General features: G+C 67.1%; 24 protein-coding genes and 2 pseudogenes. 8 read left to right on the top strand and 18 right to left on the bottom strand.

All coding sequences use genetic code 11. The features are described 5' to 3' along the window. Positions 1-49 precede the first annotated feature (49 nt). Complete coding sequence (locus ASD42_RS29825; RefSeq protein WP_056822945.1) at positions 50-1306, bottom strand: aspartate kinase; 1257 nt, start codon at positions 1304-1306, stop codon at positions 50-52. Positions 1307-1507: 201 nt separating this feature from the next. On the opposite strand from ASD42_RS29825, the gene ASD42_RS29820 reads away from it, so the two are divergent. Further along, positions 1508-2629 carry an ACT domain-containing protein gene (locus tag ASD42_RS29820; protein ID WP_056822942.1) on the top strand — a complete coding sequence of 374 codons (1122 nt, stop codon included), beginning with the start codon at positions 1508-1510 and terminating at the stop codon, positions 2627-2629. A gap of 23 nt (positions 2630-2652) precedes the next feature. Here ASD42_RS29820 and ASD42_RS35005 read toward each other — a convergent pair whose 3' ends face one another. Further along, positions 2653-2871 (bottom strand): hypothetical protein, encoded by a 219-nt coding sequence (locus tag ASD42_RS35005; RefSeq protein WP_056822940.1) that lies wholly within the window; start codon positions 2869-2871, stop codon positions 2653-2655. Between the two features lie 375 nt (positions 2872-3246). Next, positions 3247-3645: a hypothetical protein gene (locus ASD42_RS29810; RefSeq protein WP_056822937.1), complete on the bottom strand. Its 399-nt coding sequence runs from the start codon at positions 3643-3645 to the stop codon at positions 3247-3249. A 132-nt stretch (positions 3646-3777) separates the two neighbouring features. Between ASD42_RS29810 and ASD42_RS34650 the strand changes: the two genes are divergently transcribed. Both ASD42_RS34650 and ASD42_RS35515 read left to right on the top strand, forming a co-directional pair. Beyond that, the gene (locus tag ASD42_RS34650; RefSeq protein WP_156677633.1) at positions 3778-4290 is read left to right on the top strand and encodes a hypothetical protein; all 513 of its coding nucleotides are present in this window, start codon (positions 3778-3780) and stop codon (positions 4288-4290) included. Between the two features lie 214 nt (positions 4291-4504). Next, a pseudogene (locus ASD42_RS35515) lies at positions 4505-5156 on the top strand (helix-turn-helix transcriptional regulator). On the opposite strand, the gene ASD42_RS29800 reads toward ASD42_RS35515, so the two are convergent. Together ASD42_RS29800 and ASD42_RS29795 are read right to left on the bottom strand one after the other, a co-directional pair. After that, positions 5146-5421, bottom strand: coding sequence for a YggT family protein (locus tag ASD42_RS29800; RefSeq protein ID WP_056822932.1), 276 nt, complete (start codon positions 5419-5421; stop codon positions 5146-5148). The pseudogene ASD42_RS35515 and the gene ASD42_RS29800 overlap by 11 nt on opposite strands. 178 nt (positions 5422-5599) lie before the next feature. Continuing rightward, positions 5600-6121: an alpha/beta fold hydrolase gene (locus tag ASD42_RS29795; RefSeq protein ID WP_056822931.1), complete on the bottom strand. Its 522-nt coding sequence runs from the start codon at positions 6119-6121 to the stop codon at positions 5600-5602. Here ASD42_RS29795 and ASD42_RS34795 point away from each other — a divergent pair, their 5' ends adjacent. Further along, positions 6122-6433 carry a hypothetical protein gene (locus ASD42_RS34795; protein WP_056822929.1) on the top strand — a complete coding sequence of 104 codons (312 nt, stop codon included), beginning with the start codon at positions 6122-6124 and terminating at the stop codon, positions 6431-6433. A gap of 53 nt (positions 6434-6486) precedes the next feature. On the opposite strand, the gene der is transcribed toward ASD42_RS34795, so the two are convergent. The 10 genes from der to ASD42_RS29740 form a co-directional block, all read right to left on the bottom strand. Continuing rightward, positions 6487-7902 (bottom strand): ribosome biogenesis GTPase Der, encoded by a 1416-nt coding sequence (gene der / locus ASD42_RS29785; RefSeq protein WP_056822927.1) that lies wholly within the window; start codon positions 7900-7902, stop codon positions 6487-6489. Then, entirely contained in the window at positions 7899-8603 is a 705-nt protein-coding gene (cmk, locus tag ASD42_RS29780) for a (d)CMP kinase (protein ID WP_056823264.1), read from the bottom strand. Before cmk ends, der begins: the two co-directional genes overlap by 4 nt. 38 nt (positions 8604-8641) lie before the next feature. After that, entirely contained in the window at positions 8642-10072 is a 1431-nt protein-coding gene (locus ASD42_RS35510) for a pseudouridine synthase (RefSeq protein WP_235569882.1), read from the bottom strand. 67 nt (positions 10073-10139) lie between these two features. Continuing rightward, positions 10140-10796, bottom strand: a complete 657-nt coding sequence (gene scpB / locus ASD42_RS29770) for an SMC-Scp complex subunit ScpB (protein ID WP_056822925.1) — start codon at positions 10794-10796, stop codon at positions 10140-10142. Continuing rightward, on the bottom strand, positions 10793-11677 hold the full coding sequence (locus ASD42_RS29765; RefSeq protein WP_371852114.1) for a segregation and condensation protein A: 885 nt from the start codon (positions 11675-11677) through the stop codon (positions 10793-10795). The genes scpB and ASD42_RS29765 overlap by 4 nt, the downstream gene beginning before the upstream one ends. After that, positions 11674-12507, bottom strand: coding sequence for a ParA family protein (locus ASD42_RS29760; protein WP_131816759.1), 834 nt, complete (start codon positions 12505-12507; stop codon positions 11674-11676). Before ASD42_RS29760 ends, ASD42_RS29765 begins: the two co-directional genes overlap by 4 nt. 251 nt (positions 12508-12758) lie before the next feature. Further along, positions 12759-13691, bottom strand: coding sequence for a site-specific tyrosine recombinase XerD (gene xerD, locus ASD42_RS29755; RefSeq protein WP_056822918.1), 933 nt, complete (start codon positions 13689-13691; stop codon positions 12759-12761). A 56-nt stretch (positions 13692-13747) separates the two neighbouring features. After that, positions 13748-14413, bottom strand: coding sequence for an NUDIX domain-containing protein (locus ASD42_RS29750; protein WP_056822915.1), 666 nt, complete (start codon positions 14411-14413; stop codon positions 13748-13750). A 21-nt stretch (positions 14414-14434) separates the two neighbouring features. After that, a complete protein-coding gene (locus ASD42_RS29745; RefSeq protein WP_084787362.1) occupies positions 14435-16156 on the bottom strand; it encodes a CTP synthase in 1722 nt (573 codons plus the stop codon). A gap of 571 nt (positions 16157-16727) precedes the next feature. Beyond that, complete coding sequence (locus tag ASD42_RS29740) at positions 16728-17108, bottom strand: hypothetical protein (RefSeq protein WP_156677631.1); 381 nt, start codon at positions 17106-17108, stop codon at positions 16728-16730. 336 nt (positions 17109-17444) lie between these two features. On the opposite strand from ASD42_RS29740, the gene ASD42_RS34645 reads away from it, so the two are divergent. After that, positions 17445-17696: a hypothetical protein gene (locus ASD42_RS34645; protein ID WP_131816750.1), complete on the top strand. Its 252-nt coding sequence runs from the start codon at positions 17445-17447 to the stop codon at positions 17694-17696. Positions 17697-17747: 51 nt separating this feature from the next. Here the strand turns inward: ASD42_RS34645 and ASD42_RS29735 are convergent, their stop codons facing one another. Then, positions 17748-18218: a GtrA family protein gene (locus ASD42_RS29735; protein ID WP_056822906.1), complete on the bottom strand. Its 471-nt coding sequence runs from the start codon at positions 18216-18218 to the stop codon at positions 17748-17750. 141 nt (positions 18219-18359) lie between these two features. On the opposite strand from ASD42_RS29735, the gene ASD42_RS29730 reads away from it, so the two are divergent. Continuing rightward, a complete protein-coding gene (locus ASD42_RS29730; protein ID WP_056822903.1) occupies positions 18360-19304 on the top strand; it encodes an ATP-binding cassette domain-containing protein in 945 nt (314 codons plus the stop codon). Beyond that, on the top strand, positions 19301-20080 hold the full coding sequence (locus tag ASD42_RS29725; protein ID WP_056822901.1) for an ABC transporter permease: 780 nt from the start codon (positions 19301-19303) through the stop codon (positions 20078-20080). Before ASD42_RS29730 ends, ASD42_RS29725 begins: the two co-directional genes overlap by 4 nt. On the opposite strand, the gene ASD42_RS29720 is transcribed toward ASD42_RS29725, so the two are convergent. Next, the gene (locus ASD42_RS29720) at positions 20064-23204 is read right to left on the bottom strand and encodes a BTAD domain-containing putative transcriptional regulator (RefSeq protein ID WP_200950539.1); all 3141 of its coding nucleotides are present in this window, start codon (positions 23202-23204) and stop codon (positions 20064-20066) included. The two genes, ASD42_RS29725 and ASD42_RS29720, sit on opposite strands and share 17 nt — an antisense overlap. A gap of 160 nt (positions 23205-23364) precedes the next feature. On the opposite strand from ASD42_RS29720, the gene ASD42_RS29715 reads away from it, so the two are divergent. Beyond that, a complete protein-coding gene (locus tag ASD42_RS29715) occupies positions 23365-24000 on the top strand; it encodes a hypothetical protein (RefSeq protein WP_056822899.1) in 636 nt (211 codons plus the stop codon). Positions 24001-24493: 493 nt separating this feature from the next. Here the strand turns inward: ASD42_RS29715 and ASD42_RS29710 are convergent. Continuing rightward, positions 24494-25047: pseudogene (locus ASD42_RS29710) on the bottom strand (transposase); the annotation flags it as partial. Positions 25048-25392 lie beyond the last annotated feature (345 nt).

Below are 25392 nucleotides of genomic sequence, written 5' to 3'. Positions count from 1 at the left end.
TTTACTCATTGGTAAATTACTACCGGCTCGGGCGTGACGTCAACCAGGCTCATCTGCCCGTTCCACCGTGCACCACGGCGACTTCCGCACCGCCGAGGTCGAAGGCCCGGTGCAGGATGCGCACGGCGTCGTCGAGGTCGGTGTCGCGGACCAGCACGGAGATGCGGATCTCCGAGGTGGCGATCAGGTCGAGGTTGATGTTCGCCTCGGCCAGCGCCTCGCAGAAGGAGGCGGTGACGCCCGGATTGTTGCGCATGCCCGCGCCGATCAGCGAGACCTTGCCGACGCGGTCGTCGTAGCGGACATCGGCGAAGCCGATCTCGGCGCGGCGCTCGCGCAGCAGGGCGACCGCACGCGCACCGTCGGCGGCGGGCAGGGTGAAGGTGATGTCGGTGCGACCGGTGCCGGTGTTCTGCACGACCATGTCGATGCCGATCTCGGCGTCGGCGACCGCGCGGAACACCTTCGCGGCGTAGCCGGGTTCGTCGGGCAGGCCGACGACGGTGACCTTGGCCTCGTTGCGGTCGTGCGCGACGCCGGTGAGCACGGCCTGGTCGGCGGGGATGTCGGCCATCGAACCGAAGACGGTGGTGCCGATCGTGTCGGTGTAGGACGAGCGCACATGCACGGGCACCTGGTAGCGGCGCGCGTATTCGACGCAACGCAGCATGAGAACCTTCGAACCGCAGGCCGCCATTTCCAGCATCTCTTCGTAGGAGATCTGGTCGAGTTTCTGGGCGTCGGCCACGATGCGCGGGTCGGCGGTGAAGACCCCGTCGACATCGGTGTAGATCTCGCACACATCGGCATGCAACGCCGCGGCCAGCGCGACAGCGGTGGTGTCGGAGCCACCGCGGCCGAGGGTGGTCACATCGTGGTTGTCCTGGCTCACGCCCTGGAACCCGGCGACCAACACCACTTCACCGTCGTCGAGGGCGCGGCGCACCCGCCCCGGATCGACATCGATGATCTTGGCGCGACCGTGCGCGCCGGTGGTGATCACGCCGGCTTGGGAGCCGGTCAACGATCTGGCGTCCGCACCGAGTGCATGAATAGCCATGGCTACCAAGGCATTCGAGATCCGCTCCCCGGCGGTGAGCAGCATGTCCAGCTCACGTGGTTCCGGCGCCGAGGCGATCTGCCCCGCCAATTCGAGGAGCTCATCGGTGGTGTCGCCCATCGCCGAACAGACCACCACGACATCGTGCCCCTGCTTCTTCGTCTCCACGATCCGTTCGGCAACCCGCCGGATCCGCTCCGCGGTGGCTACCGACGAACCGCCGAATTTCTGCACAACCAGGGCCATCTACGAAGTCCTCTCCCCTGCTCGCCCGCGTGCGATCCGCGGGTGACCCTTCGAGTATCCAGGCAATCCGGGCACGGCCGTACCAATTCGGAAACGAAAATGGCTGCGGCCGAATGGTTTCGGCCGCGATACTGGCGGGCAGGGGGTGGCGCGCGCTGTGTCGGCTCCCGGTTCGGCAGTCTCGGCGTTAGGCGAATTCCTATGACCCATCAGCACATCGCTGTTCTCGGCACCGGCCCACTCGCCACGGAGGCGGTGCGGATCATTCGCGACACCGTCGACGATCTGAGCGAGCGGGCCGGAACGCGACTGGTGCTCGGTGCGATGTCCGATGCCGAGCTCGTCATCGACGCGACCGAGACTGTCGCCTCGGCGCCTGCCGTGCTCGACGCGCTGCGGGCGGGACGGTCGGTGATCACCGCGAACACGGCGCTGGTCGCCGAGCACGGGCCCCGGTTGGCCTCGGCCGCTGAGGAATTCAGGGCCGATCTGTTCTTCGAGGCGGCGGTGACCGGCGGCGTCCCCGTGGTCCGGCCGCTGACTCAATCGCTGTCGGGTGATCGGGTGCGGCAGGTGCTCGCGGTCTTCCCCACCGACGGGACCAACGCGGTGGCGCAGGCGGCGATCCTGGCGACGCTCGCCTTCCACACCCGAGTGGACGTCACCGACGTGCATTTCGAGGAGTTCGGCACGGCCGACCCGCACGACCTCGCCGCCGCGGCCGCGCTGTCCCTGCGGCTGCGGCCACTCACCGTCTGCACCAGGATCAGTGAGCGACCCGGCCCCGAAGCCGGTGGCAAGGAAAGCATTTCGGTACGCGTGCACCCCGCGCTGCTCCCGGAGGCCCACCCGCTCGCCCAGGTGGACGCACCGTTCAGCGCGGTGACCGTCGAAGCCGACAGCGCCGGACGGCTGATGTTCACCGGCCGCGACTCCCCGACCGCCACCGCGTCAGCTCTGCTCGGCGACCTGGTCACCGCCGCGCGCAATCGCGTCAACGGCGGCCGCGCACCCCGCGCCTCCTACTACGCCGAACTCCCCGTGAGTCCCCTCGGCGACACCCCGACCCGCTACTACCTGAACCTGCGCGTCACCGACCATGCCGGCGCCTTGGCCCAGGTCGCCTCGGTCTTCGCCGACCACGGAGTGAGCATCGAGCGAGTCCGTCAGGAGCACCACAACGACGCCGCCCACCTGATCGTGCTCACCCACCGCGCCAGGGAATCCGCCCTCACCGACACGGTCGACGCGCTCACCGACGCATCCTGCGTGCGCGCGGTGCTGACGCGGTGGCGGGTGGAGGGGGCTCCCGATCAGCCGTGAACCTCCACCAGCGGAGTCCAGGGTCATCCCTGCTCGGTGGGGACGACGACGAGTTCGGCCACATTCACCCGTCGTGGCGCCGAGACGGCGAAAGCGACAGCGTCGGCGATGTCCTCGGGGAGAAGGACTTCCAAGTCGTTCCGCCATGCATCGAGCTCAGCGCGCCGGTTGTCGTCGCGCATTCCGGCACCGAGTTCGGTGCTCACGAATCCGGGTTCGACGAAAGCTCTTCCGGGGGACACGTCGTGGACCTGGAACGCTGCTCCATCGGACCCCGCAGTGGGACCAAGCAACCGTCGCGGTCCAGTCCGACACTCTCTCGGACCCGCCAGCGAGGTGGGAGCAGTTCGCCGACGCCTACGGCTCCGATGTCACCGAGTGGGAGGGGTACCCGGTGATCCGCGATGTCCGATCCTTCGAGCTGTGTCTGTTCGCGCTACGACACGCCGCTGTTTCCGACCACGCACGCCACCAGGCCGACTACCGGCTGGCATGCCTGCGTGAGCACCGGGGCTTGCGACCATGGAGGTGGGTTGCACCCTGAACGAGCGCCGAAACCTCGCAGCCCCGAAAGGCCCAGGGTCGCTCATCACAGGGTGAGCAACCCTCGAAGATACTCAGTCCAGGAACTGGGGATCCCAGCGGCAGTAGGTGATGGGCGGGTCGACAACGATCACGTCGGTGACCGTCAGCAGTTCGGTGGGCACCTGCCCATCAAGGTGGGCGAATGAGGGACACAACACCGCATCGACGGCGAACTCCGTAACCATGACTTGCAGCCGGTTCAGCGGTGTCGCCGTGAGTACCAGGGTCCCGAGCAGGTCATAGCCAAGATCGGTAGCGGCGGCGCGGATCAGCGATTCGTACTGCGACTGGCCAGGACCGGGCAAGTCGGTACGAACATAGCCGATGGCCGTGCTGGCGGCCGCGTGTCGAGGCCGACGGGCGAACCCGGCGCATGCTGCGGCACGAGTGAACCACTGCGCACCTGCCGAATCCGAGATCTGCAAGTCCATTAGGTCTCTTGCCTTTGGTCTGGTGCCATGCGCGCGCATAGCAAGTATGGGAGGGCGACCGATAAATCGCGCAAGGCGGTGCCTTGCGCGGGGCTATCGAGTCCGCCCACGAGCACAGGACGGAGTGGTCGCATGGGCGAAGTAGCGCACGGCACCGCTGTTGGTAACCCGCTTGCGCCAGCTACTGGAGCGCTGATACCCGGCGTCGGCCAGCGCGTGATCGAGCTCGTCCAGACCGACCGCCTTGCTCGGCCGCAACGGCAACGACTGCGGCCAATCAGCGATGTGGCGAACACCGCTCGCCGCATCGGCGATATCGCTGCTGAATACATCGGCGACAGCGTCACCGGCATCGAGACGGGCGATGACATGGAATTCACTGCGGGACCCGTCGGAAGAAGGGGCAGTAGCTACAGCCCCGGACCGACTACTTATTACCGAGCACGCTGCCCTGGGATCGTCTGGACGGCAGGAATGCAGACACTTGCTCCCGAGATTGCGCTGCGCGCAAGATCGGCTCGGAATCCTCGACCTCATCCGAACGGACTGGCCATCCACTGCGGATTCGTCTGTATTGCAAACATCGGGATCCTGCGTGGTATTGATCATCTGACCACCTCACATCCTGCGCTGTGGAGCATTTGACGGAGCCACAATCCCAACACAGTTAACAGGAAGCAAATAGAGTAGAAAGTCCCCTCTAAAAGCTCAGAGCCGGAGCAGAACAGCGATCGGACGCATACTCGACGCCAGTGGACTGGGTACGCCCGTAGCCCGGACCACCCGAGAGGCGGAGTGCCGAGCGCAGGCCAACGGGGCCCCCTCCACTTGATTCGCGGCTTCTACTTCACTGATCGGGATGAGCGCCGATTACTACATCCGGCTCGAGCAAGGCCGCGACAGGCATCCGTCCGATCAGATCGTGGCGGCGTTGGCCCGGGTGTTCTCTCTCGACGACGACGGCGCCGCCCATCTGCGGGAGTTGGCGCGTCCGGCACCGCGACGCACCCGCGCGGCGAGACGACCGGAACGCGTCACGCCGAGCCTGTTGCGTCTGATGCGCACCTGGTCGGACACGCCGGCGCTGGTGCTCGGGCGGCATATGGAAGTCTTGGCCGCGACGCCGCTGGCCGTCGCGCAATATTTTTCCGGACTGGCCGAAGATCGCCGCGGAGACCGCGGCCGGGCTGCGGGTCAGCACGGGCACCGACCTCGACGACCTGCGCCTGACGGAACTGGTCGGCGAGCTGTCATTGAAGAGCGAGGACTTCCGCCGCCTGTGGGCCAAGCACGAAGTCCGCGCGAAAACCGCCGGGCAGAAGCGATTCACCCATCCGCTGGTGGGCGAGCTCGCGCTGTCCTACGAGACGTTCACGGTCAACGGGGCGCCGGGGCAGACGCTCGTCGTCTATCACGCCGAGCCGGGCTCCGATGCCGAGCAGTCTCTGGTCCTGCTCGCCGGCCTGTCCGTAGACCGCGCGCCCAGGCACTCATCGGTGACTACAGGCTGAACGCCACGGCGCGCAGGATCAGGACGGCGATGAAAACCGCGGTGAAGGCCAGGTCGAGGGAGAAGTCGCCGATGCGTATCGGCTTCAATACTTTCCGCACCGGGGCGATGACCGGCTCGGTGGCGGCGTGGGTCACCTCCCTCGCCTTGCGCGCCCACTGTGGACCGTTGCCGAGGGCATCGATCCAGTCCACCACCATCCGGGCGATCAACAGCACCAAGAACACGGTCAGCGCGTAGCCGACCAGGGTTCCGACAAGACTCATGACGCACTCCCTCGCGGAGGCCACAGAGGACCTCTTACCGCTATCAACGTGCCCGACATTGCCAAGGTGTCCACCAATTGGTTGTTCTCAGACGATTATCAGGCCCGCGGTCACGTTCTTCGCGGTGATCGCGGGCGCGGCGTGGTGGCATCTGAACGGCAAGGGCGAGCGGCGTCGACTACTCGCCGTGGCGGGCGTCCGTCGACTCGTAGCGGCGGGTGAAGTCGAGAATGCGGGCAGTGACCAGTTTCGGGAACTGGTGGAAGAGGCCGTGTCCCGCCCTGGGAAAGATCTCGATCTCGCAGGTGGGCAGGTTGTCGCGCAGGCGCTGTTCGGCGAGTTGCGGATCGACCACCAACGACTCCGACCCGATCAGTACCAGGGTCGGCGTGGTGATCGTGGCCAGCCGCTCGTCGGTGAACAACTTCGGGTAGCCGATCGTGGGGATGTACCCGAGTGCCGCTTTCACGCCGGCGAATTCCGCATCGGTCAGGGTGACGCCGGGATTGAGCCGCGCGTTCATCGTGCGGAGGTTCTTATCCGTGGGCCGGGCCCCGACGCGGAGCATCATCCACAACAGGCTCCATTTGATCTTCGTCAGGGTGCCGCTCGGCTCCACCACGTTCACGCTGGCCAGTCGTTTCTGCTGAGCGGACGCGATGACCATCACCTGCCACGCGCCCTGCGAGTAGCCGACCAAGTGAACCCGGTCGACGCCGAGACCGTCGAGTACCTCACCGAACCAGGTACCGAAGCCCGATTCGTCGATCGGCGCGGTCTGCACACTGAGACCGGGAGCGCCGATCATTTCGGGCATGTAGACGACGCGGTCGCGGGACAACTACGGCAACTGCGCGGTCCCGACGCCGACGAGGAGACGCTCATCGCCGATGCCGAGGTGGCCCTGCTCGCGGTCGGCGGGCTGGCACAGGGAATGCTCACCAACGACGACTACGCTTCGCGCGCGACACAATTGGTCGACCACCTGTTGGACCGAGTGCTCGGCAACTGAAAAACGAAGAGCCCCGGCGAAATTCGCCGGGGCTCACTCGTCTGACACACGAATTACTTCTTACGTTCCTTCTTCTCGCGCACGCGTACCGAGATGCGCACCGGCGAACCGTCGAAACCGAACTCCTCACGCAGACGGCGCTCCAGGAAGCGGCGGTAGCCTGCCTCGAGGAACCCGGTGGTGAACAGCACGAACGTCGGCGGGCGAGTGCTCGCCTGGGTGGCGAACATGACGCGGGGCTGACGGCCGCCACGCATCGGCGGCGGGGTGGCCGCGATGACTTCCTTGAGCCAGGTGTTGAGGCGACCGGTGGAGATGCGCTTGTCCCAGGACTCGAGCGCGGTTTCCATCTGCGGCACCAGTTTGGCCACGGCGCGGCCGGTGTGGGCGGAGATGTTGACCCGCTGGGCCCACGGCACGCGCACCAGATCGCGATCGATCTCGCGCTCGAGCATGTAGCGGCGGTCCTCGTCGACCAGGTCCCACTTGTTGAACGCCAGCACCAGCGCGCGACCGGACTCGGCGACCAGGCTGATCACGCGCAGATCCTGTTCGGTGATCGGCACCGAGGCGTCGATCAGCATGATCGCGACCTCGGAAGCCTCCAGCGCCGACTTCGTGCGCAGCGACGCGTAGAACTCGGTGCCGGTGGCATTGGAGACCTTGCGACGCAGGCCGGCGGTGTCGACGAACTTCCAGGTCTTGCCACCCAACTCGACCAGCGAGTCGACCGGGTCGACGGTGGTGCCCGCGACATCGTGGACCACCGAACGCTCGTCGCCCGCCAGCTTGTTGAGCAGGCTGGACTTGCCGACGTTCGGCTTGCCGACCAGCGCCACGCGACGCGGTCCCGCCACAGCGGTGCCTTCGCGCGGGGTCTCGGGCAACGCGCCGAGCACGTCGTCGAGCAGGTCGCCGGTGCCTCGGCCGTGCGCGGCCGAGACCATGCGCGGCTCACCGAGACCCAGCGACCAGAGCGTGGCCGCCTCGAGCTCGACCTTCTGGTCGTCGACCTTGTTGGCCACCAGGATCACCGGGATCTTGGAGCGGCGCAGCTTGCGCACCGCGGCCTCGTCGGTCGTGGTCGCGCCGACGGTGGCGTCGACGACGAGCAGGATCGCGTCGGCGGTCTCCATCGCCACCTCGGCCTGGCGAGCGACGTGCTGCTGCAGACCCTTGGCGTCGGGTTCCCACCCGCCGGTGTCCTGCACCATGAAGCGGCGCCCGGCCCAGTTGGCCTCATACGAAATGCGGTCACGGGTGACGCCGGGAACGTCTTCGACGACCGCTTCGCGTCGGCCGAGAATGCGGTTGACCAGGGTCGACTTGCCCACATTGGGGCGCCCGACCACGGCGAGCGTCGGCATCGCGATGTGCTGTTCGCCTTCGCCGTCCGCATCGATATCGAGAACGTCCCATTCGGACTCGTCGGTCCAGGTTCCGTCGCCTACGAGAATCTCTTCGATCATCGCGGACCTCCTGTCGTGGCCGAAAGCTGCTGAGCCACCACGCGATACAGCTCCTCGATGGTCTGTGCCATCGTCAGGTCGCTGGTGTCGACGAGCACCGCGTCGGCGGCGGGGCGCAACGGCGACACTGTGCGGGTGGAATCGAGGGTGTCGCGGCGCTGCACGTCGGCCAGCACGGCCGCGTAATCGTCGCCGCGGCCCTCGCGGATGTTCTGAGCATTGCGCCGCTCGGCGCGTGCCTCCGCGGAGGCGGTGAGGTAGATCTTGGCATCGGCGCCGGTGAGCACGACGGTGCCGATATCGCGGCCTTCGACCACGATGCGCCCTGCCATCGCGGCGATCTCGCGCTGCAGGGCCACGAGCTGCTCGCGCACCGGCGCCACCGCGGAAACCGCCGAGACGGCCTTGGTGACGGCGTCGCCGCGGATCTCCTGCGAGACGTCCTCGCCATCGAGTTCGATGACCTCGTGACTGGGATCGGTACCGATCGAAAGCGGCAGTGCCGCAACGGTTTCCGCGATCGCGGCCGCATCGGTCAGCTCGACGCCCGCACGCAGCACGCGCAGGGTCGCGACCCGGTACATGGCACCGGTGTCGAGGTAGCGGGCGCCGAGGCGCGCCGCCAGACGACGCGACACGCTGGACTTGCCGGTACCGGAGGGGCCGTCCATCGCGACGATGAGCGTCGCGTCACCGGTCATCCGGTCGCTCTCGAACTCCAAGGGAAAGTCCACACCGTTCACAGCTGCACCGCCTCGTAGAGTTTGCCGATCTCGTCGCGGCCGAGCACCCGCAGCGTGCCGGGGCGCTGGTCACCCAGTGCCACCGGGCCGAGGTGGGTGCGCACCAGCCGGATCACCGGGTGGCCGACCTCGTCGAGCAGCCTACGCACGATGTGTTTGCGGCCCTCGTGCAACACGAGCTTCACCAGCGACCGGCCCTGGTAGGCCTCGAGCACCATGAACTTGTCGACCTTGGCCGGCCCGTCCTCGAGCTCGACGCCTTCGCGCAGGCGCTTGCCGACCAGGCGGTAGTTCACCTCACCGTCGACGGTGGCCAGGTAGGTCTTGGGCACCTCGAACGAGGGGTGCATCAGTCGATGCGCCATCTCGCCGTCATTGGTGACCAGCAGCAGGCCCTCGGTGTCGGCATCGAGACGGCCGACGTGGAACAGGCGCTGACCAGCGGCGATCCGCTCGGCGATGATATCGCCGACGCAGGGGCGCCCCAGATCGTCGGACATGGTGGACTGCCAGCCCTTGGGCTTGTTCAGCACCAGGTGCACCAGTTCGTCGCGCACCACGACACGGGTGCCGTCGACGCGCACCACCGCGTTCTCGGCGTCGATGCGCAGACCCTGCTCACGCACGATCTTGCCGTCGACCTCGACGCGACCGGCGGCGATCATCTCCTCGGCGGCGCGACGCGAAGCCACACCAGCCTTGGCGAGGACCTTCTGCAGGCGTTCGCCTTCGCCCCACGGAAGCTTCTTGGGGCCCTCGGTGACCTCGGCGTGCTGGTGACGCGCAGGCTTGGCGTTGTTCAGGATCGTCGGAGCGACGACCTTCTTCTGCGGCTTCGAGGAGGTCTTCTTGCGCGCCGCGAAGGCTTGGGAGCCGGCCGAAGCGCCGCTGCGCTGACCAGCCGTGCCGCCACGCTGTCCACGGTCGGCGTCACCACGCGGGTAACCGCCACCGCTGGAAGCACCGGTGCCGCGACGGTCGTCACGCTGACCTCCGCCCGCGGGGGCGCCACGACGGTCGTCACGCTGGTAACCACCGGCAGACGGGCCACGACGGTCACCACCGGCCGGGGCGCCGCGTCGATCATCACGCTGGTATCCACCGGGCGAACTGCCGCGACGGTCACCGCCGGCGGGGCCGCCACGACGGTCGTCACGCTGGTAGCCACCACCGGTCGAGGTGCCACGGCGGCCGCCGGACTCCGCGTCACGCTGGAAGCTGCCCGCGGACCGGGCGGCTGTCTGATTACCGCGCTGGAAGCCACCCGCGCCGGTGCCGCGCCGGCTGGGAGCCGCTGCGCGGGAGCCACCCTGCCCGGTGCGCGCACTGTCGCCACGGTTACCCGCGGTTCGATTCGCGCCACTTCGGGGCTGGTCGCTGCGATTTCTTCGATCCGGTGTGCCATCTCGGCGAGCGGAATTATTCATCTGTCCTGTCAATCGTCAGTGCCGGGATCCCTGTCGGACTCGGCGGGTTTGTTCAGCTTGGTGACTGTCAATCGTCGGTGCCGAGATCCATGTCGGACTCGGCGGGTTTCTTCAGCCTGGTGAACCGCGGATCGGTTTCCAGGCTCTCGCTGATCTCGTCGATCAGATCGACGCCGGGAAGCAGCGGCGCCAGCAGTGGCAGGTCGCCGAGAGAGGCGAGCCCGATCCGTTCGAGGAACAACTCGGTGGTGCGGTACAACGTGCCGTTGGTTTCGGGGTCCTGACCTGCTTCCGCGATCAGGCCTCTGGCCAGCAGCGTGCGCATCACTCCGTCGACGTTCACTCCTCGGACCGCGCTGACCCGCATGCGAGTCACCGGCTGGCGGTAGGCGACCACCGCCAAGGTTTCCAAGGCGGCCCGGGTCAGTTTCGTCCGGGCCCCATCGAGCAGTACACGCTCGACATAGGGCGCGTACTCCTGTCGAGTATAGAAGCGCCATCCGTCACCGACGAAACGCAGGTCGATGCCGCTGCCCCGTTCGGTCAGTTCGGCCGCCATCGCGCGGAGCACGGTTTCGATGCGCTCGGTGGTGTCGTCCAGGGCCGCTGCCAGCTGTTCTGTCGGCGCGGGGGCGTCGACGACGAGCAACATCGCCTCGAGCGCCGAGCGCACTTCGAGGTCGTCAAGTGGCTCAGAGGTGAATTCCACCACTGCCTCTGTCATCCGTAGTCCTCCTCGAAAGTCAACGCCGCGGCCTCGGCGTCGGGATCCAGCTCACCGAGCCAGCTCACCGCGAGGGGCCCGAGCGGATCCGGTTGGTCGAAAGCGATGGTTTTGCCCCGGTACAGCTCGAGCAACGCCAGAAATCTCGCCACGATTTCCACCGGGACTGTGCAGTCGACCACCAATTCGGCGAAGGTCGTCCAGCCGCCCGGACCGCGTTGTTTCAAGATGGCCAGCACCAGCTCGGCCTGTTCGGCGACCGAGATGGTGTGCATGTGCAGATGCCCGAGCCCGACTTCGGCGATCGGGCGTGGCCGAAAGGCCGCTGCGGCGATCTCGGCGAACGCGGCGATATCCACGCCGAGGGTGACCTCGGGCAACAGTCCTTCGAACTGTTCCTCGAGCGCCACCGAGCGCGGATACCGGCGCAGCGCCGCGGCTTCCAGCTCGGCGAGCAGCTCGGCCACCTGCTTGAACGCGCGGTATTGCAGCAGTCGCGCGAACAGCAGGTCGCGAGCATCGAGCAGTTCCAGGTCGTCGGCGTCAGTCATCTCGCCCGAGGGCAGCAGCCGCGCCGCCTTGAGGTCGAGCAAAGTGGCGGCGACGACGAGGAATTCGGTGGTCTGATCGAGAATCTTGTCCGCGCGCAGCTTGGTGTTGCCGGCCAGTTCGGCGGTCAATGCCTTGGTGTAGGCGATGAATTCGTCGGTGACCTGATGAAGCGCGACTTCGGTGACATCGAGTTTGCGCGAGCTGATCAGCGTCAGCAGTAGATCGAACGGCCCCTCGAAATTAGTGAGCCGCAGATGAAAACCGGTTTTCTCCTCGGCCGGCACCGCGTCTTCGGGTACTGCTTGCACCGCAGGTGTAGCTCCGATCACCGGCCAGACCGGTGGATGACTTCACGGGCCATCGCTCGATACGACTCGGCGCCGCCCGATTTCGGCGACCAGGTGGTGATCGGCTCCCCGGCGACGCTGGCATCGGGGAAACGCACGGTGCGCGAGATGGCGGTGTCGTAGACCAGATCGCCGAACACCTCGACCACGCGCGACATCACCTGACGCGAATGCAGCAGGCGCGCATCGAACATGGTGACCACGATGCCGTAGAGACTCAGCCGCGGGTTGAGGCGGTCGCGCACCTTCTCGACGGTGTCGTTGAGCAGGGCGAGGCCGCGCAGCGAGAAGTACTCGCATTCCATCGGAATGATCACGCCGTCGGAGCAGGCCAGCGCGTTGACCGTGAGCAGGCCGAGCGAGGGCTGGCAGTCGATGAGGATGTAGTCGTAGCGATCGCGCACGCTGTGCAGGGCACGACCGAGCGACTGTTCGCGGCCGACCTCGTTGACCAACTGGATCTCCGCGGCCGAGAGGTCGATGTTGCTCGGCAACAGATCCATGCCGTCGACCTTGGTGGTCTGCAGGACGTCATCGACCTTCGCCTTACCGCCGATCAGCAGGTCGTGCACGGTGAGATCGAGATCGTGGTGCGCGACACCGAGCCCGGCCGAGAGCGCGCCCTGCGGGTCGAGGTCGACGAGCAGCACCCGGCGGCCGTATTCGGCCAGTGCCGCACCGAGATTGATGGTCGAGGTGGTTTTTCCGACCCCGCCCTTCTGATTGCACATGGCGACGACGAGTGCGTCGCCATGTCGCTGGACCTGGGGTGGATCGGGTACCAGTCGCAGCGGGCGGCCTGTCGGGCCCATCTCGACGGCCTCGGCGACCTCTTCCGGTCCACCGTCCCACGGTGTTTCCGCTGTCGTCACGATCCGCTGCTCCTTATACGTTTTCCTTGCCGGTAACCCCTGTCGAGGGTAGCGAGGCCGATACGGGACCGGCTCGCTTTCGTACGGTCTGACTCTGGGGTAGACGCTACCGCTCGGACCGGTGAGGTACAGCATGGCAACGCCGGGCGTGTTCGCACGATACCTGCTCAGCGCGTATCGGAGGTGATGGTTCACGTGGCACGGGGATGGGCGGTGGCCCACACTTCACGCAGGGTGCTCACCGTGACGAGGGTGTAGATCTGGGTCGTGGTCACCGAAGCGTGGCCGAGCAGTTCCTGCACCACCCGCACATCGGCGCCACCGTCGAGCAGGTGGGTGGCGAAAGAATGACGCAGGGTGTGCGGTGAGACCGTCGCCCCGATCCCGGCCCGTTCGGCGGCGGTCTGCAATACCTGCCATGCGCTCTGCCGTGACAGTCTGCCGCCGCGAGCGTTGAGGAAAAGCGCTCCGCCGGAACCTTTTCCGCTCGCGGCGAGGGTGGGACGACCACGCACCAGATACGCGTCGACTGCGGCCAGTGCCGGACGGCCGACCGGCACGAGGCGCTGTTTTCCGCCCTTGCCGTGCAGCACCACACAGCGTTGCTCGGCGTCGATGTCGTCGACGTCGAGCCCGACCATTTCCGAGATCCGCGCACCCGTGGAGTAGAGCAATTCCAGCAGGGCCCGGTCGCGCAGTCCGCGCGGTCCCCCGTCGGAGCCCTCGGATTCACCGCCCGCCGACTCGAGAAGTCGCAGAACCTGGTCGTAGGGCAACGCTTTGGGCAACCGGCGCCCGGGCGCGGGTGGTTTCACCGCATGCGCCACATCGGTGTCGGTGATTCCTTCGGCGGCGGCGAAGCGGTGTAGTCCGCGGACCGCGATCAATGCCCTGGCCACCGAACCGGCTGCCAGGGCAGGATGATCGGCGCCACCGGAACGCAAGGCCATGGTGAATTCGGCGACGTCGCCTCGGGCCACCGCGCTCAAGCTCTCGACGCCGCGTCCGGTGAGGAAATTGCGGTAGCGGGCCAGATCACGACGGTAGGCGCCGAGGGTGTTGCGCGCGGCTCCGCGCTCGACCGCGAGGTGGTCGAGGTAGGCGTCGATCTCCCGCTCGAGCACGCCCCTGCCCGTCTAGTACGCGGGTTCGGCTGCCGAGGCGCGCGCCGCTGCTGTGGTCACGCGTGGTTACCGTGAGCCGACGCCGACTGCGCCTCAGCGGCTTTGCGTCGCAGGAACTTCGTCGGTTGGCCGGGCCACGGCGCGTCGGGAGCGCGCAGCGGCGCCGTGCTCGCCTGAGCCGCCGCGTAGGCGAGCACGCCCGCGACCGCGGTCGCGTTCACGATCTCGCCCGCCAGCGCGGCGCGCACCGCCTCGTCGAGCGGCATCCGCACCAGTTCCAGATCCGCTTCCTCGTGTTCGGGATCGGGCCGGTCGGTGACGCTGAGACCGGTCGCGAAGAACACGCGAAGCGCCTCGTCGGTGAAGCCCGGCGACAACGCCACATCCACCAGCACCGACCACTGCGCGGCGGCGAGGCCCGTCTCCTCGGCCAGCTCACGCTTGGCCGCGGTGAGCGGGTCCTCACCCTCGATATCGAGCAGCCCGGCAGGCAGTTCCAGCAACCGGGTACCGATCGGATGCCGATACTGACGGATCAGCACGACATTGCCGTCGTCGTCGAGCGCGAGCACCGCGACAGCACCGTGGTGCTCGATGACCTCGCGCTCGGCGACCCGCCCGTCCGGCATCCTGACCTGATCCTGGCGCAGGGCCAGGATCGCGCCGCTGTAGAGCACCCGGCTCGACACCGTCTCGAAGTCGTGACTACCGGGCTCGCTCATGCGTTCCTATCGCCGTTGTTCCTAGGCTTGCGCGGGCTGCTCCGCGAGCTCTTCCTCCGGAAAGTCTACGGGAAGGCGTTCGGCCAGTTTGTATTTCAACGCGGCGCTGATCAGCGCCGCGAACAGCGGATGCGGGCGGGTCGGGCGGCTCTTGAGCTCCGGATGCGCCTGGGTGGCGACGAAGAACGGATGCACCGAAGCCGGGTATTCGACGAACTCGACCAGGTGCCCGTCCGGCGAGGTACCGGAGAAGACCAGCCCGCTCTTGGCGATGGCATCGCGGTAGGAGTTGTTCACCTCGAACCGGTGCCGGTGCCGCTCGGACACGTTCTCGGTGCCGTACGCCTGCGCGACGACCGAGCCCTTCTTCAGGGTGGCGGGGTAGGCGCCCAAGCGCATGGTGCCGCCCAGATCGGCTTCACCGGCGACGACGTCTTCCTGATCGGCCATGGTCGAGATGACCGGGTTCTTGGTGTCGGGCTCGAATTCCGCGGAGTTGGCGTCGGCGATGCCGACCGACCGCGCCGCCTCGATGACCACGCACTGCAGACCGAGGCACAGCCCGAGCAGCGGGATGCCGCGGTGGCGGGCGTAGCCGATCGCCCCGACCTTGCCCTCGATGCCACGGATGCCGAACCCACCGGGGATCAGCACAGCGTCGACATCACGCAGCGCCGCCTGGGCGCCGACCTCGGTCTCGCACTCGTCCGAGGGCACCCAACGGATGTTCACCTTGGCGCGATGGGCGAAGCCACCCGCGCGCAGCGCCTCGGTCACCGACAGGTACGCGTCCGGCAGATCGACGTACTTGCCGACCAGCGCGACCTCGACGGTCTCGCGCGGGCTGTGCACGCGATCGAGCAGATCGCCCCACACCTTCCAGTCCACATCGCGGAACGGCAGCCCGAGCTTGCGCACCACATAGGCATCGAGGCCCTCGCTGTGCAGCACCTTCGGGATGTCATAGATCGACGGCGCGTCCGGCGTGGAGATGCACGCCTCCACATCGACGTCGCACATCAGCGCGATCTTGTTCTTGAGACCCTGCGGCACCTCACGGTCGCAACGCAGGATCAGCGCGTCGGGCTGGATACCGATATTGCGCAACGCGGCCACCGAGTGCTGCGTCGGCTTGGTCTTGAGCTCACCCGAGGGCGCCAGGTACGGCACCAGCGACACGTGCAGGAAGAACACATTGTCGCGACCCACATCGTGACGGATCTGGCGGGCCGCCTCGAGGAACGGCTGCGACTCGATGTCACCGACGGTGCCACCGATCTCGGTGATCACCACATCCGGCACATGTCCCTCGAGATCAGGACCCTGCATCGCCAGGATGCGGCTCTTGATCTCGTCGGTGATGTGCGGAATGACCTGCACCGTATCGCCCAGATACTCACCGCGACGTTCCTTGGCGATCACCGTCGAATAGATCTGACCGGTGGTCACGTTCGCGTCCATCGTCAGATCGCGATCGAGGAAGCGCTCGTAGTGACCGACGTCCAGGTCGGTCTCCGCGCCGTCCTCGGTGACGAACACCTCGCCGTGCTGGAACGGGTTCATGGTGCCCGGATCGACATTGAGATACGGGTCGAGCTTCTGCATCGTCACCCGCATGCCGCGCGCGGTCAGAAGCTGACCGAGGCTGGAGGCGGTGAGACCCTTACCCAATGAGGAGGCGACGCCACCGCTCACGAAGATGTGCTTGGTGGCACTTTTAGCCTGATTCCGTTGATGACCCACGGACCACCACTGTACCGCTAGTCCGCCTCTCCGCGTATTTTGCCGGTCGTTTGCGGGCCGCGTGTTGGGCTGCCGGGCCTGCGGAGCGGGGTTCGAGACTGCTGGACGTGCCCGGCGAGTTACCAATGTCCTCACCAGAAGGATCACCGCTGGTCCCGGTGCCGACAGTACCGCGTGACCTGTGGCCGATTGCCATCTAATTGTCAAAAATGTGGCTGACGTGCACATTTCGCGGTACTGGCGACAACAGTTGTCTGTTCCACCCGATCAACTGGGCACCTGACGGGATGGGCGTGAAGAGAGGTGGAAGGTCCGGCGGCCGAACGGGTGAAGTGTGTGGAGCTCCACACCCGGGCTGGACGCAACCAAGGGGTGACACAACGCGCGGTGCCACCCCTTCATCCTGCCTCCGTACCGTCAGCAGTAACCCAGCGGCGACATGCAACCTCCTTCAGCGCACAGCCCCGCTTGCCCGCCCACCGGCAACGGTTGTGTCAGCATCCGGCCGACGACGCTCGCGAAGCTGGATAGGCTTGGTGATGAACCCAGCGCGTTGGTCGATCTAGCTGCTTCACTCTGACCGAGGTAGCACCCGCTGCAGCCAGCCGGGATCGGCTCCGATATCAAGAAACTCGGGAATCAGCTGCTTCAGATCATCTCCCGCGTCGTAGCCGAAACGCAGTTGCAGGATGTTCTGCTTGTCGGCACCATTGCCCGCCCGTCCCAGCTCGATCCAGCACGAGCCTGACGGTTGGCCTTCTTCAGTGCAGTGACACTCGATTTTTCGGACCACCAGCGGCAGTCCCCACGTCGAGTCGGTCAGAGCGGTGATGAAGCTGTCGTGGTGGGAGCCGGTCACCTGAGCCGAGGTGAGCTCCATTTTCAGCATCGGACCAGACGTCCACCCCGAGAGCATGTAAGCGCTGGTGCCGAAATGCAGGTTCCAGCGCACGCCGCCACGAAACACCCATAACTGGCCGTGAGACAGTGCTGTGAACAGCCCACGATTCCAGTCGGGCCTGAGCGCCGTGCGCGACTGGAACCGGCGCCCCCCGATCGATACTCAGCCGCCGCTTCGCATACTGCATAGACTCACCGGTGTATCTGCGGTAGATCCCGAGCTCAGTGAACCTGGTCAGCGAGCAGGACTGACTCCCAGCTCGGCCGACTGAATGTTTCGGCGAAGGCTCGAGTTCGTTGCCGTAGAGCGTGCTATGTCGGAGCTCGAGGCTCACACTGCCAAAGACGGTGTCGCGCAACATATAGCTGTAGAAGGTGGTGGCCATGTATGGCAGCGTCTATCGGTGTGACCGGTGTGCGATGGGCTGGCATTCGAGTCCGTCCTGCCCGAACTCGCCAGGCGCAAGATTCTCGCCCGACCATCCACGAGCTGCAGCGTCACGTCCCCGCGCTCAACCGTGTGGGTGGACCGGGTGACCGTGACCGGTACCGGCGTCTGACAGGGGCGCTGCCGGACATCCTGTACTTCGATCTCGGCCTCTGGCGAGACCACCAGGCCACCACCCGCCCCACCCGCTGACAGCCCCGAACGAACCCACGATCGCGGGGCAGCCGGGGTTCGTTGGTCTCGTCAGAAGACCATGCTGCGCAGGGCGAGGAAACGCATGCCGCCGACGGTTGCCATCGTGACAAGGACCGCGGCCGCTTGCGGGAGGTGGCCGAGGCCGGGGGCAGTGAACTCGAGGGCGGCCAGCGTCGCGGTGGTGAACAGGAGTCCGAGCAGCGCCAGCGTGCCGCCCTGGCATTGAGCGGTGAACCAGCCGATGGTGCCCGACGCGCGGAAGGTGAGGCGACGGTGGAGTTCGTTCGCGATCATCGTGCTGACGATGGAGCCGAGTACGTTGGTGGCCAGGGGATCGAAGCCGTCGAAGGCCAGGAATACCAGCACGTAGGCGACATTGCTCGCGCCGCCGACCAGGGCGAAGCGGATCAGCTGGGCGAGTGGGTGATCGGACCGCAGTGACGCACGCACGCGGCCGGCGCCCGAGGACGCGACGAGGCTGGAGCTGATGGCCGGTTCGGCGAATGCTGTGCTGTTCACTCGTCCACCGTCGGATGGTGCGCTGACGCCGGGCTGACGCCGGGCTGACAGACGCCTTGCACGACCCGGCGCCCGCGCTGCCAGCGCGCGTATCAGGGCGGTGTCAGCCCGGTATCAGCCGACCGGGCGAATGTTGTCGGCATGAACAACACAGCAATCGCGGCCTCCGGGCTGCGGAAGTCCTACGGGGACAAGACAGTTCTCGACGGCATCGACCTCACCGTCGAAGCAGGCACCATCTTCGCGCTGCTCGGCCCGAACGGCGCGGGCAAGACCACCACGGTCAATGTGCTCACCACCCTGTTGCGGGCCGACGGCGGCACCGCCACGGTGGCAGGCCACGACTTGATGAGCGACACCAAGGCAGTCCGCAAGGCGATCGGCGTCACCGGCCAGTTCGCCGCTGTCGACGACCTGCTCACCGGCGCGGAGAATCTGCGCCTGATGGCCGACCTGCACCGTGTGCGCGGCAAGGCGGGCAAGCAAGTGGTCGCTGATCTGCTCGAGCGCTTCGATCTGGCGGCCTCGGCGGACAAGCAGGCCACGAGCTACTCCGGCGGCATGCGCCGCAAGCTCGATCTGGCGATGACCCTGGTGACCAAGCCCGCGATCATCTTCCTCGACGAGCCGACCACCGGTCTCGATCCGCGCAGCCGCCGCACCATGTGGGAGATAGTGCGTGAACTCACCGACGAGGGCGTGACGATCTTCCTCACCACCCAATACCTCGAAGAAGCCGACCAGCTCGCCGACAAGATAGCGGTACTCGACCAGGGCCGCATCGTCGCCGAGGGCACCGCGGCCGAACTCAAGCGCCGAATTCCCGGCAGCCACCTCGAGTTTCGGTTCACTCAGCCCGACCAGCTGGCCGCCGCCGCGGCGATCCTGTCGGGCTCGACCCCCGACGACGAGGCGCTCACGCTCAGCGTGCCCGGCGACGGTGGCACGAAAAACCTGCGGGCCCTGCTGGATCAGCTCGCCGCACACGCCATCGAGGCCGATGAGGTCTCGATCCACACCCCCGATCTCGATGATGTCTTTCTCGCCCTGACCGGGCGCGCTACCACGGAGGCCGACGCACGATGAGCACCACCACCGCACCCAGCAGCCTGTCCGACGCACTGTTCGATTCATCGGTCATGTTGCGCCGCAACTTCACCCACATCACCCGCAGCCCCATCACGGTCTTCAACGCCGCGCTGATGCCGGTGATGATGATGCTGATCTTCGTGTACGTCTTCGGTGACGCGTTCGATGTCGGCGAGGACTACATCGACTACGCGGTGCCCGGCATGCTCATGCTGGCCATCAGCTACGGCCTGTCCGGTACCGCGGTCTCGGTCAGCTCGGACATGACCAAGGGCGTCATCAATCGGTTCAAGGTCATGGACGTCTCCCGCGGCGCCGTGCTCACCGGTCACGTCGCGGCGAGCATGCTGACCAACGTGGTTGCCATCGCGTCGGTGCTCGGCATCGGCTTCGTGCTGGGATTCCATTCGCCCGCGACCGCGGTGCAATGGCTCGGTGCGCTGGGTGTCCTGCTCGCGACGGCGTTCGCGGCGGCTTGGCTCACGGTCGCGCTCGGCATGGCCGCGAAAACCCCGGAGGCCGCGGGTATGTCGGTGGTGCCGCTGATCATGCTGCCCTTCGTGAGCAGCGCGATCGTGCCCGCCGACAAGATGGGCCCCGGTGTCCGGCAGTTCGCCGAGTACCAGCCCTTCACCCCGATCATCGAATCCGTGCGCGGATTCCTGGCTGGCAACCCGGCCGGGGGCACTACCGCCGCCGCACTGGCCTGGTGCGCCGGGTTCGCCGTCGTCGGCTACCTGTGGTCGCGGGCCACGTTCACCAAGCGAGCGTGAGTTCGGCGAGCTTCGCCGGGTCCGCCCCCGCACCTTCCCGCATCGCCTCGGTGAATTTCACTTCGCCGAGGTGATGTCGTGTTTCTCGTTCGATGCGAGCCGTGTCGGGCTGGGACAGGTCGGGCAGTCCGCGCGTGGCGTCGGCGGCCGCGAGCAGGCGGGCGGCCTGGTCGTACCAGCCGGTGCGCAGTGCCAGATCCGCGATGCCGACGAGTACCTGGGCCTGCAGCAGCGCGTGCCCACCCGCCGACGCCGCCCGGTAGGCCGCGGCATGGTGGGTACGTGCCTGGTCGAGGTCGTCGGCGAGGTAGCCGAGCAGATCCTGGACGAAAGCGATGATCACCGGCTGTTCGGCTTCGGCGCCGAGCAGCGTGCACGCGAGGTCGAGCTGCTCGAGTGCCAGCGCCGCGTCGCCGGTCCATCTCGCCAGTTCGGCACGAGTCAAGGCAACTTGGGCCTGTGCCGGGGGCCAGCCGGTCTTGTCCGCGCAGGACTGCGCTTGCGCCAAGGCGGCTGCGCTCGCATTGCCGTCATCGAGCAGCCAGTACAGCTGGGCCTGCCGTGATCGCATCCGCACCACGTCCTCGAGCGTGCCCGCCTCGGTGACCACCGCGACGGCCTCCTCGAAAAGTGCCAGCGCAGCGGCGAATTCGCCACGAGTGGCGGTGCGGACCGCCAATTCCGTCAGGGCGAAGGAGATTCCCCAGCGTTCACCGATGGCACGGAACTCCGCGAGCGCCTGCTCGAGATAGGCGTCGGCGTCGGACCCTGCGTGGCCGAGCACCGTGCGCAGCTTGCCGAGCTGCAATCGCGCCAGTGCCCGCACCCACGGATCCTCGTCGGGGAGCATCGATTCGAAGGCGGGCAGAATCTCGTCCGGTCCGCGCAGCATGCGTTCCAGTGCCCCGGTGAAACGCAGTGCCGGATGGCCGCCCTGCACCTCACGGCCTGCCTGGTACGCCTTGTGGATCCAGTCCTGCACCTGCTGCTCGCCGTTGTGACCGGAGGTCAGGAAGTGCACGACCAGGCCGTACACCGTGCCCTTGATCTCGTTGTCCACCTCGCCGGGGAGTTCGGCGGCGGCGAGGACTAATTCAGTGCCCTCGACTTTGCGCCCGGCCAGCCACCAGTACCAGCCCGCGGCGGCCGCGAGCCGCATCGCCGCGGGAGCGTCGGCCGTCGTGAGGGCGCCGCGCATGGCTGCCGCGATGTTGTCGTGGTCGGCCTCGAGGATAATCAGCCAGTCCAGTTGCGCGGCGCGACGCAGGTGCGGTTCGGCAGTGGCGGCGAGGTCGGTGAAGTAGGTGCGATGCGCCGTCCGCGCGGAGTCCTCGTCGCCTGCCTCGACCAAGCGGGTAGCCGCGTATTGCTTGATCGTCTCGAGCATGCGGTAGCGGGGGCTCGCATCCTCGGTGACCAGTAGCAGCGACTTCTCGGTCAGCGCCGTCAGCAGGTCGAGCACCTCCCACTGTTCGACCACGGTGCCGTCGGCGCAGACCTGCTCGGCCGCTTCGAGAGTCGCGCCCCCGGCGAAGACGGCGAGCCTGCTCAGCACCCTGCGTTCGGCGTCGGCGAGCAGTTCCCAGCTCCAGTCGACCACCGCGCGCAAGGTCCGGTGCTGTGCGATCGCGGTGCGGCTACCACCGGTCAGCAGGCGGAAGCGGTCATCGAGTCGGTGAGCGAGCTGATCGAGGGTCATGGTGCGCAGCCGGGCGGCGGCGAGTTCGATCGCCAGCGGAATTCCGTCCAGTGCGCGGCAGACCCTGGCCATCGTCGCGAGGGTGTCCGGGTCGGCGGTGAGGTCGTTGCGTACCGCGCTCGCTCGGTCTCGCAGCAATGCGACAGCGGGCGAAGCCTCGATCGTGGCGGCGTCCGCGTCGTCGGCGGGCAGGGCCAAGGGCGCGACCTGCCACAGGGCCTCGCCGGTGATGCCGAGCGCTTCCCGGCTCGTCGCGAGGATCCGCAGGCGCGTGCACTCGCCGAGCAGCCGGTGAGAGAAGGCCGCCGCCGCCTCGATCACATGCTCGCAGTTGTCCAGGATCAGCAGCGTTTCGCGGTCGCCGATCGCGGCGACGAGCCGGTCCATCGGGTCGGCGTTCGGGGCATCGCCGAGCAGCGAGTCTCGGCGTCCCAGCGCCGCGAACGCGGTTTGCGCGAGGTCGGCGGCGGCGTCGGTGGCAGCCAACTCCACCAGCCACGCGCCCTGGGGCAGGTCGGCGAGCACAGTGCGGGCGGTCTCGACGGCGAGCCGGGTCTTGCCGGCACCGCCGGGGCCGGTGATGGTCGTAAGCCGGTGTGCGGCAAGGAGTTCGCGGACAGCGGCTATGTCGGCTTGTTTGCCGACATAGCTGGTCAACTCCGCGCGCAGGTTCGTCGAGCGTTGCGTCGGGCGTGCGCCCACTTCGCCTCGCAGCAACGCGACATGCAATTCGGACAGCTCCGGTGACGGGTCGACGCCCAATTCGTCGGCCAGTGCCTCCCTGGCCCGCTGATAGACGACCAGCGCCTCGGCGCCACGACCCGCCGAAGCCAATGCCCGCATCAGTGCCCCGACGAGCCGTTCCCGCACCGGGTGCTGCGCGACCACTTCGGTGAGTTCGGCGACCACGTCGGGGCCGCGACCACGCTGCACCTCGGCTTCGTAGCATTGCTCCATGGCGGTCAGGCGCAGACCGTGCAGGCGGGTGATGACTGGGTCGAAGGGGGCGATGTCGCCGATATCTTGCATCGGGTCGCCGCGCCACAGCTCCAGCGCCGCGCGCAGCAGGTCGGTATGGCGCACGTCGTCGCTGCGGGCCTGATCGAGCAGTCGCTCGAACCGTACGGCGTCGACCGCGTCGGGGTCGACGGCCAGCCGATATCCGCCTGCCGCCACCCCGAGCGCGCCGTCGGGCAACAGTCGGCGCAGCCGAGAGACCAACGCCTGCAAGGCATTCGCCGCGTCGGCTGGTGGTTGCTCGGCCCAGATGCAGTCGATCAGTTTCGTCTTCGGGACCGCACGACCGGGCTCGAGCGCCAGGGCGACCAGCAACGCTCGCAGGCGGGCGCCGGGCACCGCTATCGAGCCGCCTTCTTCGGTCTTGATCTCCAGCGGTCCGAGCATTCCGATTTGCACGTTGCCCATTGTGCACCGGTCGTCCACCGGTCGCGCGCGGTACTGGTCGGCCGTCCGGTGGGCGAAATCGGTGTCAGAGGGGGCGTCAGTTCGGTGTCAGGCCCGTATCAGCGGCGCCCGCGACAGTAGTCACATCAACGAAACGCCAACACCTTCCGAGGAGCACCAGATGTACACCTTCCCCACCACCGCCCCGATCGCCGTCACCATCGACGTTCTAGCTGCCGACGTCACCGTGATCGCCTGCGATCGCTCCGATGTCGTCGTCGAGGTCAAGCCGGCCGACGCGAGCAAGAAGGCCGATGTCCGGGCCGCCGAGCAGACCACGGTCGAGTTCGCGAACGGCGCGCTGACCGTGGTGACACCGAAGAGCTGGCGCACCCACAGCCCGTTCGGCGGCAACCCCACGATCGAGGTGACGGTCCAGGTCCCCACCGGCTCGCGCCTGACGGCCACCGCCGGGGTCGGTCAGCTGCTCGGTGCCGGTGCGCTCGGCCACTGCGACCTGTCGGTTTCCCTGGGCGACATCGTGATCGAACGTCCGCAGGGCTCGGTGGTCGCCAAGACCGCCAAGGGTGATATCCGCATCGGCGAAGCAGCCCGCGGTGAGATCCGGCTGGAGACCTCCGTCGGCGAGCTCGAGGTGGGCATCCACCCCGGCAGTGCGGTACGACTGGAAACCGATGCCACCGTCGGCGCCGTGCACAACACGATCGCCCCGATGGCGCCCACCGGCGAATCGGTGCACGTCTGCGCGCGAAACGCGCTCGGCAACATCATTATCCGGCACGCCGTCGCCGCCTGATCGAATGCCTCGCGTCAACGGCGAAGCCCGCCCAGCTGGGCGTGGACGGGCTTCGCCGGACCGGTTTCAGTTAACGAGAGTCGCCGATCAGGCAGCACAGGCGGCCAGGTCCGGGCACTCATCTTCCCGACGCCGTGGACGCCGCGGCTCGCTCGAAGACGAAGTACGGTGCGCGGCACGCAGTTCGCGCCCCCTCAGCCATGGTCGAGGGCCCGACCGCGGCTACTCGCGGTAGAACAGCCTGTCCGTGGAGTACGTCAAGAAGATCTGCGTGTTCTGCGGCAACCCCGTCCGCACGAAAACCGGCGCGGATCATCACGTTCCGTGCCTGGTCCGCGAGACCGAACGGCTAGCCCGACAGGCCACGCGGCGAGCGGCAGGGGAACCGTCTGTGTGTACGCAATGCCAGGGCGAGATCAACTACGACGGTGGATTCAGCGGTCGGTGTCAACAGTGCCGAGAACAGCTGAGGTATAGCGTAGTGATCAACGAGTCAGGTTGAATTCTGACCGATTTCGGTTGTCGGAGCCAGAGCCCGGGCGGCGTGTTCCTTCGCGGCGATCACCGCTCGCAGCTCGTCCATGCTGACATCGGAGACGTAGCGGCGGGTGACCTGCCACTCGTCGCGGAACTCGATCACGACCGCGGTCGCCAACCGTAGGAATGCCGCCGGGTTGGGAAGATCTCCACGACATCAGCGCGGCGTTTGATCTCCTTGTTCAACCGTTCGATCGGGTTGTTCGACCAGATCTTGGACCAATGAGCGCGCGGGATCGCGGTGAACGCGAGGACATCGTGTTTCGCGGCCGTCATCATCGCGGTGACCTTCGGAACCGATGCCGCGAGGGTGTCGGTGACCTGGTCCCACTGGGCGGCAACATCATCGGGGTCGGCATGGACGAAGATCGTCTTGACTGCCGCCATCACCGTCGGCACATGCTTGGCACCGACCGCACCTTGCAGATTCCGCATGAAATGCACCCGACACCTTTGCCGCGCAGCACCAGTGAATTGTTGCACGACAGCAGCTTTCAATTCGGCATTCGCGAGCTGGTCGTCCAAGGCACCAACGAAGGATTGGCCGCCGCGCGGGCACGCGGGCAGCGGCTGGGGCGGCCGCCGGCGATGACGCCCGAACAGGTCCGCCACGCCCGCGACCTGCTTACCCCCTCTCCGCCGCGCGAGCGTGGTGCGCTGCTGTATCCGCCCCGATGGTGGCCGACCCGACCGATACCGGTGAGGCCACCACGCAACTGACAACACGGCCTCGGCGCATACGTCGCGGGCCGCTACGCCGCCGCCCGCGTGAACATCGACGCCGCGCACATCCTGCTCCGCCTGCTCACCCGGGGATGCCGGACCCTCGACTGCTTCCAGGAACAGCGGATATAA

The organism is Nocardia sp. Root136, from assembly GCF_001427185.1.
In the GTDB taxonomy this organism is placed as follows: domain Bacteria; phylum Actinomycetota; class Actinomycetes; order Mycobacteriales; family Mycobacteriaceae; genus Nocardia; species Nocardia salmonicida.
The sequence above is the reverse complement of the archived record's forward strand: the minus strand, read 5'-3'. Positions and strand labels throughout refer to the sequence as shown.

Coding starts and splice junctions, on each gene's coding strand:
- ASD42_RS29825 (WP_056822945.1), bottom strand. CDS start 1,306: ATGGCCCTGGTTGTGCAGAAATTCGGCGGTTCGTCGGTAGCCACCGCG.
- ASD42_RS29820 (WP_056822942.1), top strand. CDS start 1,508: ATGACCCATCAGCACATCGCTGTTCTCGGCACCGGCCCACTCGCCACG.
- ASD42_RS29810 (WP_056822937.1), bottom strand. CDS start 3,645: ATGGACTTGCAGATCTCGGATTCGGCAGGTGCGCAGTGGTTCACTCGT.
- ASD42_RS34650 (WP_156677633.1), top strand. CDS start 3,778: ATGGGCGAAGTAGCGCACGGCACCGCTGTTGGTAACCCGCTTGCGCCA.
- ASD42_RS29800 (WP_056822932.1), bottom strand. CDS start 5,421: ATGAGTCTTGTCGGAACCCTGGTCGGCTACGCGCTGACCGTGTTCTTG.
- der (WP_056822927.1), bottom strand. CDS start 7,902: ATGATCGAAGAGATTCTCGTAGGCGACGGAACCTGGACCGACGAGTCC.
- cmk (WP_056823264.1), bottom strand. CDS start 8,603: ATGACCGGTGACGCGACGCTCATCGTCGCGATGGACGGCCCCTCCGGT.
- ASD42_RS35510 (WP_235569882.1), bottom strand. CDS start 10,072: ATGAATAATTCCGCTCGCCGAGATGGCACACCGGATCGAAGAAATCGC.
- scpB (WP_056822925.1), bottom strand. CDS start 10,796: ATGACAGAGGCAGTGGTGGAATTCACCTCTGAGCCACTTGACGACCTC.
- ASD42_RS29760 (WP_131816759.1), bottom strand. CDS start 12,507: ATGGGCCCGACAGGCCGCCCGCTGCGACTGGTACCCGATCCACCCCAG.
- ASD42_RS29750 (WP_056822915.1), bottom strand. CDS start 14,413: ATGAGCGAGCCCGGTAGTCACGACTTCGAGACGGTGTCGAGCCGGGTG.
- ASD42_RS34645 (WP_131816750.1), top strand. CDS start 17,445: ATGGCAGCGTCTATCGGTGTGACCGGTGTGCGATGGGCTGGCATTCGA.
- ASD42_RS29730 (WP_056822903.1), top strand. CDS start 18,360: ATGAACAACACAGCAATCGCGGCCTCCGGGCTGCGGAAGTCCTACGGG.
- ASD42_RS29725 (WP_056822901.1), top strand. CDS start 19,301: ATGAGCACCACCACCGCACCCAGCAGCCTGTCCGACGCACTGTTCGAT.
- ASD42_RS29720 (WP_200950539.1), bottom strand. CDS start 23,204: ATGGGCAACGTGCAAATCGGAATGCTCGGACCGCTGGAGATCAAGACC.
- ASD42_RS29715 (WP_056822899.1), top strand. CDS start 23,365: ATGTACACCTTCCCCACCACCGCCCCGATCGCCGTCACCATCGACGTT.